The sequence below is a fragment of the Variovorax sp. P4_D9 genome, from assembly GCF_056401695.1.
The window spans coordinates 1-12,000 of the sequence record NZ_JBFUIU010000230.1 but is presented as its reverse complement, the minus strand read 5'-3'; the positions used below and the strand labels follow the sequence as shown (position 1 = coordinate 12,000).

11 protein-coding genes and 1 pseudogene are annotated in these 12,000 nt (G+C 63.9%); 11 read left to right on the top strand and 1 reads right to left on the bottom strand.

Annotation, left to right across the window (positions count from 1 at the left end):
- The 8 genes and pseudogenes from AC1DY5_RS23595 to AC1DY5_RS23560 form a co-directional block, all read left to right on the top strand.
- A pseudogene (locus AC1DY5_RS23595) lies at nucleotides 1–290 on the top strand (pirin family protein); the annotation flags it as partial.
- A 174-nt stretch (nucleotides 291–464) separates the two neighbouring features.
- Nucleotides 465–1,109, top strand: a complete 645-nt coding sequence (locus AC1DY5_RS23590; RefSeq protein WP_478115273.1) for an NADPH-dependent F420 reductase — start codon at nucleotides 465–467, stop codon at nucleotides 1,107–1,109.
- 382 nt (nucleotides 1,110–1,491) lie between these two features.
- Nucleotides 1,492–1,626 carry a hypothetical protein gene (locus AC1DY5_RS23585; RefSeq protein ID WP_478115271.1) on the top strand — a complete coding sequence of 45 codons (135 nt, stop codon included), beginning with the start codon at nucleotides 1,492–1,494 and terminating at the stop codon, nucleotides 1,624–1,626.
- Nucleotide 1,627: 1 nt separating this feature from the next.
- Nucleotides 1,628–2,407: an SDR family oxidoreductase gene (locus tag AC1DY5_RS23580; protein ID WP_478115270.1), complete on the top strand. Its 780-nt coding sequence runs from the start codon at nucleotides 1,628–1,630 to the stop codon at nucleotides 2,405–2,407.
- A gap of 24 nt (nucleotides 2,408–2,431) precedes the next feature.
- Nucleotides 2,432–3,877, top strand: coding sequence for an aldehyde dehydrogenase family protein (locus tag AC1DY5_RS23575; protein WP_478115268.1), 1,446 nt, complete (start codon nucleotides 2,432–2,434; stop codon nucleotides 3,875–3,877).
- A 3-nt stretch (nucleotides 3,878–3,880) separates the two neighbouring features.
- Nucleotides 3,881–4,696, top strand: a complete 816-nt coding sequence (locus tag AC1DY5_RS23570) for a shikimate dehydrogenase family protein (protein ID WP_478115266.1) — start codon at nucleotides 3,881–3,883, stop codon at nucleotides 4,694–4,696.
- Nucleotides 4,693–6,090, top strand: coding sequence for an FAD-binding oxidoreductase (locus AC1DY5_RS23565; RefSeq protein WP_478115264.1), 1,398 nt, complete (start codon nucleotides 4,693–4,695; stop codon nucleotides 6,088–6,090). Before AC1DY5_RS23570 ends, AC1DY5_RS23565 begins: the two co-directional genes overlap by 4 nt.
- Before the next feature lie 2 nt (nucleotides 6,091–6,092).
- The gene (locus AC1DY5_RS23560; RefSeq protein ID WP_478115275.1) at nucleotides 6,093–7,691 is read left to right on the top strand and encodes a GMC family oxidoreductase; all 1,599 of its coding nucleotides are present in this window, start codon (nucleotides 6,093–6,095) and stop codon (nucleotides 7,689–7,691) included.
- A gap of 139 nt (nucleotides 7,692–7,830) precedes the next feature.
- On the opposite strand, the gene AC1DY5_RS23555 is transcribed toward AC1DY5_RS23560, so the two are convergent.
- Complete coding sequence (locus AC1DY5_RS23555; RefSeq protein WP_478115263.1) at nucleotides 7,831–8,934, bottom strand: LacI family DNA-binding transcriptional regulator; 1,104 nt, start codon at nucleotides 8,932–8,934, stop codon at nucleotides 7,831–7,833.
- A 395-nt stretch (nucleotides 8,935–9,329) separates the two neighbouring features.
- Here AC1DY5_RS23555 and AC1DY5_RS23550 point away from each other — a divergent pair, with 395 nt between their 5' ends.
- The 3 genes from AC1DY5_RS23550 to AC1DY5_RS23540 form a co-directional block, all read left to right on the top strand.
- Entirely contained in the window at nucleotides 9,330–10,292 is a 963-nt protein-coding gene (locus AC1DY5_RS23550) for a cyclase family protein (protein ID WP_478115261.1), read from the top strand.
- A 92-nt stretch (nucleotides 10,293–10,384) separates the two neighbouring features.
- Nucleotides 10,385–11,506 (top strand): sugar ABC transporter substrate-binding protein, encoded by a 1,122-nt coding sequence (locus tag AC1DY5_RS23545; RefSeq protein WP_478115260.1) that lies wholly within the window; start codon nucleotides 10,385–10,387, stop codon nucleotides 11,504–11,506.
- Nucleotides 11,507–11,541: 35 nt separating this feature from the next.
- Nucleotides 11,542–12,000 (top strand): ATP-binding cassette domain-containing protein (locus tag AC1DY5_RS23540; protein ID WP_478115259.1); only part of this gene is annotated, 459 nt, incomplete at its 3' end.

The following is a 12,000-nucleotide window of genomic DNA, read 5'->3' as shown; positions in this document are numbered from 1 at the left end:
CGGTGGCATGGTTGGCAGTGGACACGGGCCGGCTCGATGCCGGCGGCCCTGCCACGGCCGGCGAACTCGTCGTCTTCGAGGAGTCGGGCCAGGCCTTCGATGTCGTGGCCTACGGCGACACGTCCTTCGTGCTGGGCTCGGCGGTGAAGCATCCGCACGATCTGGTCATGGGTCACTACTCGGTGCACACGAGCAAGGCAACCCTCGCGCAAGGGGAAGCCGAGATTCGGCGGATTGGCGCCAGCCTGAGAGGCACTGCCGGGCGGCAAAGCGCTCGCGAAAGCGCCTGAGGCCCATACAGGCCAATCGGCCGTCGTCCAAGCGCAGTTATTCCTGCGCGCCCACCACGGCATCGACCGTGCGCAGCGTTGCGGGAGTCGACATGCAGAGCCGTCAGCCTTCGGGGCGCTGGCAGCTTGATCTCTCAAGCCCCTTGGCATTACTGAACTCAACAGGAATACATCATGAGCATCGGCATTATTGGTTCTGGCGCCCTCGGCGCCAATGTGGCGCGCGCACTCGCGAAGAAGGGGATCGCGGCCACGCTTTCGAACAGCCGCGGACCGGATTCGCTGGCAGCGCTGGTTCAGGAGCTTGGCCCTTCGATCAAGGCGGGCACGACTTCCGAGGCGGCGAGTGCCGATATCGTGGTTGCCGCGCTGCGTTGGGTCGATGCCGAGAAAGTCTTGAGCGGCTTGCCTGCGTGGAAGGGGCGCATCGTCATCGATGGCACCAACCCGGTCGAGTTCCTCGATCCGAATTCGCCGGACGCCAAAGACCCGAGCAATCCGCTTGCAGCCTACGGCATCAAGGCCGTCGACTTGGGTGGGAAGCATTCAAGCGAGGTGTTCAAAGAGTTCGTCCCGGGCGCACGTATCGTCAAGGCGTTCAACCACCTCGATGTCAAGGTCCTTTCGGAGCCGGAAGTGGCGGGTGGCAAGCGCGTGCTCTTCTATTCGGGCGATGACGCTGCCGCGAAGGCTGAAGTCCGCAAGATCCTCGAGGACATTGGTTTCGCGCCGGTCGATCTCGGACCGATCGATGTCGGTGGACCGCTTGCATCGCTGCCGTTCGGCTCGCTGGCCGCGCAGGAATTCATCAGGATCTGAAGCGGCCCTCAACGCAGCGGCGGCAGGAACTTCGGTTCTGGCCGCCAGGCGGCGTCGCGACACCGCACCGGACACCGCGCCCCCATCGCACCCCAAGCCGGACCACGAACCCAGAAGCGCAGGCGGGTCGCGCGTTCGTGAACACGCGCGCGGCGAGAAGCAACTCGACTGGACCTTCCGGCATGGTTTGGCCGGCTGAGCGCCGGCTTTGCCATGCGCGCTTCGCATTGCGAGGTGGCGCGGGCGGCGCTCCTTTGTCCTGGGGAAGACCCCTAGGCACAAACGCTGCCGCCGCTTGTTTTATGAAGCGCTTCAAGTTACTATTTAGGCCTATTTTCCATGGCAGTTACATGTTTCTCCGTTTGAAAATGAAGCGCTTCAAGTGATTGCACCTACGGAGACATCGGATGCCCTGGCCATCGCATTCGGATTCCTCGCCGTGACCCTTTGGATCAGCTGGCTGATCCGCCACGCGCGCTTCGGCTTCTGTCTGCGGCGCGCCTACCTGGAGCTTTGACATGGATGCACTGCAAGAGCTTGAACACCGCGGTCGCGTCGTGCTCGTCACCGGCGCCGCGGGCGGCATCGGCGCGGCCATTGCCGAGCGCTATGCCGCCGACGGCGCGGCGGTCGGGCTCGTGGACTTCGATTCGACGGCGGGTCAGGCGTTGGCGAAAAGGCTTGGGGCTGAAGGCCACCACGTCTGCTTCGTCCAAGCCGACGTGGCGAGCTTCGTTGAATGCGACGCCGCTTGCAGCGCCATCGAAAAAATGCTCGGCCCCGTCGACACGCTGGTCAACAACGCCGGCATTTCGCCGAAGCACGCGGGCAAGCCAATGCCCATCTGGCGGATGGAACCGGCCGAATGGCACCGCGTGATCGACGTCAACCTGCACAGCGTCTTCAACTTCGTGCGGCGGCTTGCACCCGGCATGGTCGATCGCAGGTTCGGGCGCATCCTGTCGATGTCTTCAGTGGCGGGCAAGGCCTACCTGGACATCGTGGCCGCGCACTACAGCACCACCAAGGCGGCGGTGATCGGCATGACCCGCCATCTCGCGGGCGAACTGGGACCATACGGGATCACGGTCAATGCGCTGGCCCCCGGCCGTATCGATACGCCGATGGTGGCCGGTGCGCCGCGCGAGGCCAACGAAGCCGTGGTTGGCGTCACGCCGCTGCGGCGGCTCGGCAAGCCCACCGAAGTGGCGGACGCCTGCCTATTCCTGAGCTCACCGAGGTCGGACTTCATCACCGGCCAGGTGATCGATGTCGCTGGCGGCTGGCTGATGACCTGACACATGAATCACATTGGAACCACGATGACTGCAGAACTCAAGTCGAACTACATTGCCGGCGAATGGCTCTCCGGTGCGGACGTGAACCGCAACATCAATCCGTCGGACACCAGCGACCTCGTCGGCGAGTACGCGCGCGCCGACGAGGCGCAGGTACTCCAGGCGATCGATGCGGCGTTCGAGGCCCGCCTCCCGTGGCAACGGAAGACGGCCGAAGAACGCTCCGACGCACTCGACCGCATCGGAACCGAGATCCTCGCGCGCCGTGATGAGCTGGGCCGGTTGCTCTCGCGCGAGGAGGGCAAGACGCTGGCCGAGGGCATCGGCGAAGCCACGCGAGCGGGCCGCGTGTTCAAGTTCTTTGCCGGCGAGGCCTTGCGCCTGGGCGGCGAAAAGCTCGCGTCGATCCGCGCCGGCGTGGAGGTGGACGTGGTGCGAGAAGCCGAAGGCGTCATCGGCATCATCACCCCCTGGAACTTCCCGATTGCGATTCCCTCATGGAAGATCGCGCCCGCGCTAGCCTATGGCAACACGGTCGTCTTCAAGCCCGCGGACCTGGTTCCGGGCAGTGCCTGGGCGTTGTCGGAGATCATCGCGCGTGCGGGTGCGCTGCCGGCCGGCGTCTTCAACCTGGTGATGGGCGCCGGCTCCAAGGTCGGCAATGCGATGGTGAATTCGCCCAAGGTGCGCGCGATGACCTTCACGGGTTCGACGTCCACGGGGCGGCAGATCGGCCTCCGGTGCATGGAGCGCGGCGCCAAGGTCCAGTTGGAAATGGGGGGCAAGAACCCGCTCGTGATCCTCGACGATGCGGACTTGGCGCAGGCGGTCTCGGTGGCGGTGAATGGCTCGTTCTTCTCCACCGGCCAGCGCTGCACCGGCTCCAGCCGGCTCATCGTGCAGGACGGCATCCATGACCGCTTCGTCGCCGCCACGATCGAGCGCATGGCCGAGCTGCGCACCGACCATGCACTGAAGAGCGGCACCGACATCGGCCCAGTGGCCTCGAAGGACCAGCTCGACCAGGACTGCTTCTACATAGCCAATGCGAAGGAAGAGGGCGGCCGCCTGGTCGCAGGTGGCGAACTCCTCGAGCGTGAGCACCCCGGCTTCTACCTGTCTCCCGCGCTGATCGTCGACACCCACAACGCGATGCGCGTGAACCGCGAAGAGGTGTTCGGTCCGATTGCCAGCGTGATCCGGGTCGCAAGCTACGAAGAGGCACTGGTGGTCGCCAACGACACCGAGTTTGGCCTTTCGTCGGGCATCTGCACGACCTCCCTCAAGCATGCCAGCGACTTCAAGCGCAACTCGACCGCCGGCATGGTGATGGTGAACGTGCCGACAGCCGGCGTGGACTACCACGCGCCTTTCGGCGGCCGCAAGGGCTCGAGCTACGGATCGCGGGAGCAGGGCGCCTATGCGCGCGAGTTCTACACCGCCGTCAAGACCACCTATACGCAGGCTTGAAAAATGATCGAAATCACTGGACACACACAGATCTTCGGCATCCTGGCCGATCCAATTCATCACGTGAAGACGCCTCAGGGCATCAACCGCCTGCTCGACGCGCGCAGGTTCGACGGCGTCATGGTGCCGATCCACGTCGGCGCCGAGGGCCTTGGCGCCATGGTCGACGGGTTGCGCCGGATGAACAACCTGGGCGGCTTCGTCGTGACCGTGCCGCACAAGACCGCCATGCCCGCGCTGTGCGACGAACTGACGCCTGCCGCGCAGCGGATCGGCGCGGTCAACGTGGTGCGCCGAACCGCCGCCGGCCGCCTGGTCGGCGGCATGCTCGACGGCGAAGGCTTTGTCGCCGGGCTGCGCAGCGAGGGCATCGAGCCCGCGGGCCTTGCCGCCTATCTTGCCGGCGCGGGCGGTGCCGCGAGCGCGATCGCCTATGCCCTCGCGCAGGCCGGCGTCTCGCGCCTCACGGTTGCAAACCGTACGCCGGCCAGGGCCGAGGAGCTCATCGCCCGCCTCAAGGAGGATTTTCCCGGCTTGGCGATCGAACTGGGAACCGAGGATCCGTCGCAGCACGACCTGGTGGTCAACGGCACTTCGCTTGGCCTTCGAGAGGGTGATGTGCTGCCGCTGAACACCGGCCGGCTCTCGGCCGACCAGATCGTGGCCGAGATCATCATGCAGCCCGCCGAGACGCCGCTGCTGCGGGCGGCACGCGCGAAAGGCTGCCGCGTGCAGTTCGGTGCGCCGATGCTCGCGAGCCAGGTTGCGCTGATGGCCGCGTTCATGGGCGTGCCCGCGCAAGAGGCGACCGGAACATGACCGACGTGCAATTCCTGGAGGCGCTCCGCGCCATCGTCGGCGAACGCGGTGTGGTGGCGGACCCGGCCGATCTCGAGAACTACAACGTGGACTGGCGCCATGTGTTCAAGGGCCGGGCTCGCTGCGCCGTCCTGCCGCGAGCCACCGACGAGGTTGCGGCCGTGGTGCGCCTTTGCGCGAGCGAGGGCATCGCGGTCGTGCCTCACGGCGGCAACACCGGCCTCTCCGGCGGCGCGACGCCCGACGGCAGCGGCCGGCAGGTGGTGCTGTCGCTCGCGCGCATGCGTGCAATCCGCGACGTCGACGTCCTCGGCGAAACGATGGAGGTCGAAGCGGGCTGCATCCTCCAGGCCGCGCAGGAAGCCGCGGAGGCCGCCGGCCTGATGCTGCCTATCAGCCTGGCCGCGGAAGGCTCCGCGCAGATCGGCGGCGTGCTCTCGACCAACGCCGGCGGTACGAACGTGCTGCGCCATGGCATGTCTCGGGCACGCGTGCTCGGCCTGGAGGTCGTGACCGCCAATGGCGAAGTCGTGAACGGGCTGCGCCGCCTGCGCAAGGACAACGCCGGCTACGACTGGAAGCAGTGGTTCATCGGCACCGAAGGCACGCTCGGCATCATCACCGCGGCGGTGTTGCAGCTTGCGCCGCTGTCCGGCCACCGCGTCACGGCGCTGCTGGCCGTGCCCGGCGCCGATGCCGCATTGAAGGTGCTTCGCGCGGCGCGGCAGCAGATCGGCGAGACGCTGAACGCGTTCGAGCTGATGTCCGGCGCCGCACTGGAACTGGTCGAGCGCCACCAAAGCCTCAAGACGCCGCTGGCGCCCTCCGAATGGTTCGTGCTGCTGGAAGCGAGCTCGTGCCTTCCCGGCCTGCGCGATGCGGTGGAAGCGCTTCTTTCAATGGTTCTCGAAGACGGCGATGCGACGGACGGCGTCATCGCCGAATCGCAGCGGCAGGAAGGCGAGCTCTGGCTGCTGCGCGAATCCATCACCGAGGCCGAGTCGCGCGAAGGGCGCTCGCTCAAGCACGACGTGTCCGTGCCCATTTCCGGCATTCCCGCATTCCTGCGCGAGGCCGATGCAGCGGTCGCGCTCGCGTTTCCCGGGTCGCGCGTCAATGCGTTCGGGCATGCCGGCGACGGCAACATCCACTACAACGTCGTCGTGCCGCCATCTTGTGACGGCCCGGCGTTGAATGCGCTCGTCCACGACCTGGTCGTGAAACACCAAGGCAGCATCTCCGCCGAACACGGCATCGGGCAGTACCGCGTGAGCGAACTCGAACGGTGCCGCTCGGCTCCGGAACTGAGGCTGGCGCGCCGCGTCAAGGCGGCGCTCGACCCGGCCGGGACGATGAATCCCGGCAAGGTCATTTCTTGGACGGAGACACAGTGAACATGGAACCCTACGACTACATCATCGTCGGCGGTGGCACCGCCGGCTGCATCCTGGCGAACCGGTTGACCGCCTCCGGACAGCACCGCGTTTTGATGCTCGAGGCCGGTGGCGAACCCGCGAGCATGTGGATCAACATTCCGGCAGGCTTCAGCAAGCTGCTGACCAACACGCAGTACAACTGGCGTTTCCAGACCGAGGCGGAAGAGAACACCAACCAGCGGGTGATCGCGGTACCGCGCGGCAAGGGCCTGGGCGGCTCGACGCTCATCAATGGCATGGTGTACGTGCGCGGGCAGTCCGGGGATTACGACGCCTGGCGCGACGCCGGTGCGTGCGGCTGGGCATGGAAAGATGTCGAGCCCTACTTCCGCAAGCTCGAGAACTACGACAAGGGCGGACCCACGCGCGGACACGAAGGGCCGATGAAGCTCGCGCAGGTGCGCGAACGTTTTCCGATCTCTGACGCCTTCATCCAGGCGGCCCGGGAGGACGGCCTGTCCTTCAACGAAGACTACAACGCCGGGCGCCAGGAAGGCGTGGGCTACTACCAGGTGACGCAAAGCGGCGGGCGGCGCTGGAGCGTGTACGACGGCTATTTGCGGCCCGCGCTTAGGCGCAAGAACCTCGCAATCGTGACCCATGCGCATGTGGTGCGCCTCGAGATCAGCGGCCAGCGCTGCACCGGCGTCACCTACCGCCGGAACGGCGTGGAGAGCACGGTCAATGCCCTTGCGGAAGTCGTTCTTGCCGCCGGTGCGATCCAGTCTCCCCAGTTGCTCGAACTCTCGGGCGTCGGCCGGGCCGAACTGCTCCAGTCACATGGCATTGCGGTGCGCCACGACCTGCGCGGGGTCGGGGAGAATTACATCGATCACTTCTGCACCCGCATGAATTGGCGCGTGAAAGACGCCGTCACGTTGAACGAGATGTCGCGGAGCTGGCGCCTTGGTCTGGCCGTGTCGGAGTATTACGCGCGGCGGACCGGCATTCTCACGCTGGGCACCGGCCTGGTGAACGCGTTCGTGAAGACCAAGCCCGAGATGCCAACAGCCGACGCGCAGTATTTCTTCATGCACGCAAGCTATGCGAATGCCGCCGAGCGCGTGCTCGATAAGTTGCCCGGCATGACGATCGGCGTGACGCAGTTGCGGCCCGAATCGGTCGGCACCATTCACATCAAATCGCCGGACCCCTCCGCGGGGCCGTCGATCCGGCCGAATTTTCTGTCGAGCCCCGTCGATCGGGAGTGCATGGTGCGCAGCATGCAGATCGCGCGGCGCATCGTCGAACGGCCGGCGCTGCGGCGCCACGTGGTCGAGGAAATGAGTCCGGGAATCGAGGTTCGCTCCGACGCCGACTGGCTCGCCTTCGCACGCCAGAACGGCCAGACGATCTATCATCCGATCGGCACCTGCCGCATGGGAGAGGACGATGCGGCCGTGGTCGATCTGCGCTTGAAAGTACGGGGCATGAGCGGTTTGCGCATCGTCGACGCCTCCGTGATGCCCCGCATGGTGTCGGGCAACATCCAGGCGGCCGTCATGATGGTGGCGGAGAAGGCGGCCGACCTGATTCTGGAGGATGCTTGCCGCCGGTAGTGCGAACGAGCGCGCCGTACTGTTTCGAACAGGGCGTGCACCTCGATGAATTCATCGACCATGCCGCCATCGTGGCCACCACGAACGCCAGCGGCTGCATGGCTTTGATGACTCTTATTGATGTTTCCAGTCGACGAGGTTAGACCATATCGGAGTCGATTCTCGATGGCATCAACACGTTCTTGATCGCACTGGTCTCACTCGGTGCCAACGTGGCCATGGAAGGTGCCTGACCAAGACTTTCACGGATGATGACTTCATGGCCTAGCGCAGGGATTTCGCCGAGGTCGCGGTTTTCAATCAGACCGACCAGGCGTCGTGCACAAAGCGTCCCCATCTGCGCCGTCGGAATATGCACGGTAGCGAGAGGCGGAACCGTCAGGCTGGCGAGCACGATGTCGTCATAGCCCGTGATGGACATTTGGTCGGGTACCACGATTCCATGCATCCGGCACTCGTGCAGCGCACCGATGGCCAAGGTATCGGTGTTGCACATGATCGCTGTCGGACGTTGATCCATCGCAAGAATTCGATGCATGGCGAGCTTGCCGCCCTCCACGGACAAAGGCTGCTCGATGATCCAGTCTTCGCGCAGCTTGAGGCCGTGTTCGGCCATGGCGTCGGCGGTTCCGCTCACTCGCTGGCGAGCGCGTTCGTTGTGCTCCCGTGAACCACAAACGACTGCAATGTCCTTGTGCCCCCTGGCGAGTACTGCGAGTGTGAGGTCGTACGCAGCCTGATGGTTCGAGAAGCCGACAGAGTGGCCGTAGGGCGGTTGGTCAAGCGACCACGACAAGACCAACGGAAGCTTCCGATGACGCACCAGGTCGAACACCTGTTGGTCATGCTCGACACCCACCAGAATGAGGCCATCCACGCCCCGCTCAACGATGGAGCGCACCACCTCGTATTCGCGCTCCTCGACGTATTCGTGGCTTGCGACGACCAACTGGTAGCCAAAGCCCCAGAGCGTCTGCTGAAGGGCGTGAATCGAGTCGGCGAACGCCGGGTTGTGCAAAGTGGGATAAACAGCACCTACCGAAAATGTTCGGCGCGAGGCGAGTGCCCGAGCCGCACCGTTGCGCACATAGCCGAGTTGCTCCACCGCCTGCATGACACGCTGGAGGGTCTTCGGCTTGACGAGGCCGGGATCCGACAAGGCGCGAGATGCACTCCCCAGCGAGACGTCCGCGAGTCGTGCGACGTCCTCCAGAGTCGGTCTGCCAGTGGGCGATTGAGGCATGGATGAAAGTCTTGGAAGGCGAAATCGTAGGTGCCGGCCGTGCGCTCGTGAACAGGGCTCAGATGAAGCGCTTCATGATACGGGAAATAGAGGCTTCCTGAGCGAGCGCTGACCGGCCCCGCCACCTGGGCAATTCCTGGGGTCGCGTATTCGGGAAAACACCATGATGCGCGTCTTGTCTTCTCCCGCAAAATGAAGCGCTTCCAATCCACTACCGGTGCGCCTGCACCTTGTACCGAGAACAAATGCTTTCAAAAAATGAAGCGCTTCAATTGCACCTTCGACGTGGTGGGCATCGGTACCCAGGGGCGGAGGTGGCGTTCGTCCGAGCCCCCGCCGTCGGTGCCGGTGTGCGGAAGCTGCGTCCTTTAACGAGAACCTGACCAAGGAGTCATATGGAAGCGAAGAACGTGCCTCATGTGCGGGAGCTTTTGGAAAGCTCTCCAAAAAACTGGGGCAAATGGGGCAAGGACGACGAAGTCGGGTCGCTCAATTACCTGACGGCAACGGAAATCCTGCGCGGCATTGCAACCGTGAAGCAAGGAAAGACTTTCACGCTGCAGGTTCGAATGGGCGACCCTGGGGGCGACCCGGTATGGCCCGGTCGGCAATCCGCCAAGCGGATGAATGTCATGGACCGAGGTCATTACCTGTGCGGCAAGGGGCCACGTTTTCCAGGGCAATACGAGTATGCCGACGACGTGATGTTCATGTACCTGCAAGGCTCCACCCAGTACGACGCATTGGGGCATGTCTGGTACGACGACCAGATATGGAATGGCTATGACGCGGACACCACCATTGGCGGCCTGGCCAAGGCGAGTGTGCTGCCCATTGGCGAAAGAGGAGTCGTAGGCCGCGGCGTTCTGATCGACATGGCGCGCCACCGTGGCAAAGAAGTCCTCGGTCCCGGAGAAACCTTTTCGCATGTCGATTTGCTCGAGGCTGCGGAAAGGCAAGGGGTGGTGATCGAGAAGCGGGACATCCTGATGGTCCGCACCGGTTGGATCGGATCCTTCTACAAGCGCGAGCACGCCGAGTTCTACAAGGACTTCAAGGAGCCTGGCCTTACCTACAGCCGGGAACTGGTCCAGTGGTTCCAGGACATGGAGATTCCCAACCTGGTCACCGACACGATGGCCAACGAGGTGACCGTCGATCCAGTCTCGGGCGTCGAACTCCCGTTGCACAACGCGCTGATGAGAAATCTCGGCGTCGCATTGACGGAAATTGCGCAACTCGATCCTCTGGCAGAGGACTGCGCGAAAGACGGCCAGTGGACATTTCTCTACGCAGCGGCTCCATTGAAGATCGTTGGCGGCTCGGGTGCGCCGGTGAATCCGATCGTCATTAAATAGTTTTCTTCCGCAGGACATCTGCCGATCAGGTCGGCCGATCCATTTTTTTCCAATCGCCCATTGGGCATTCACTTCGACAACTGGAGACTACGATGACCAAGAGCTATACCATCGCCGCCCGTGCCGTGCTCGCATTGAGCGCCGCCATTGCTTTTTCAGGTGCGGCTGCTGCGAAGGACAAGGTCTTTCTCAGCATGAGTTACATCGGCAACGACTGGCAGGGAGAAGCGGCGTCGATGCAGCGCGCCATGGCATCACACCCCAGCAACAAGGACAAGATCGATTTCGAAGTCCAGGTCGCCGGACCCAATGCGCAGAAACAGATCCAGCAGATCAATGCCATGGTGCAGGCGGGCGCCAAGGCGATCGTGATTTACCCGATCTCGCCGACCGCGCTGAACCAGGCTGTCAAGGCGGCATGCGACAAGGGCGTGCATGTTTTCGCCTACGACGCCGAGATCACGGAACCATGTGCGCACAACGTGCACATCGATCAGCTCCTGGCCGGCAAGGTCGCCGCCGAGTGGTTGGTCAAGGCCATGGGTGGCAAGGGCAACGTGGTGTATCTCACCGGTGTTCCCGGCACCTCGACCGACACCCAGCGCACGAAGGCGTCGATGGAAGTGTTCGCCAAGTATCCGGATGTCAAGGTGGTTGCCCAGGGGGTCGGCATGTGGAGCCAGGCCGTGGCTCGCACCGAGATGACCAAGATCCTGGCCTCGCATCCCTGGGACAAGGTCGACGGCCTGCTTGTTCAGGTGGGCTGCTACACCGTTTTCTCGATGCAGGACGAGGCCGGCATCCCGGACGCCAAGAAGAAGCCGTGTGCGGGCGAGGGCGCCAACGGCCACCGTATCCAGATGTTGCCGGTGTCCAACAAGGAAGTCGAAGGCGCCAACGGAACCTATCGGCCGATGGGGGCGCCGAGCTTCTCGTACTCCTCTCCGCCGGTGTCTGGCGCCTATGCGCTCAAGCTGGCGATCCAGGCGCTGGGGGGCAAGAAATTCCCTCACGACGTCATCGTGCCGCTGCCTCAAGTGACCAACGACACCGTGAAGCTTTGCAAGGAAGGTACCTGGAAGGAAATGAAGGAGGGCTGCAATGTGTTCCAACCCTCCGTCGTCACCAATCCGGGCTGGTTTGCGGACGTCTTCAACCCCGAAACGCCTGAAGTCGCACTCAATGCTGCGCTGACAGGTCAGGCCGAGAAGTAACTCGGCGCCCATGGTCTGTTCAAGAGTCGTTCGCCATGTCTAAGCAAGCGCAAGCCATCAGTGTCGAGCAGGTACGCAAGGCCTTCGGGCCGACCGTGGCGCTCGAAAGCGTGACGTACAGCATCGCTCCCGGGAAGGTTCATGCGCTTCTGGGGGAAAACGGGGCGGGCAAGTCCACCTCGGTCAAGATCCTCAGCGGCCTGGTTCGACCGGACAGCGGGGTGATCCGTCTGTTCGGCGAAGAGGTGCGCATGAGCAGCCCACGGGATGCGCACAGGCTGGGCGTGCAGACGGCTTTTCAGGAACTCACCCTGATTCCGGATCTGAGCGTGGCGGAGAATCTGCTGCTGCCGTACCAGCCGACCGGCTTTGCCGGTTTGCTCAACAAGAGGGCGGCGGAGGAGCGCGTTGCGGCCAGCTTGGAGAAGATGGGGCTGCAAATGATCTCGCCGCGCGCCGAGGTGCGCTCGCTGGATCTGCCGCTGCGACAGAAG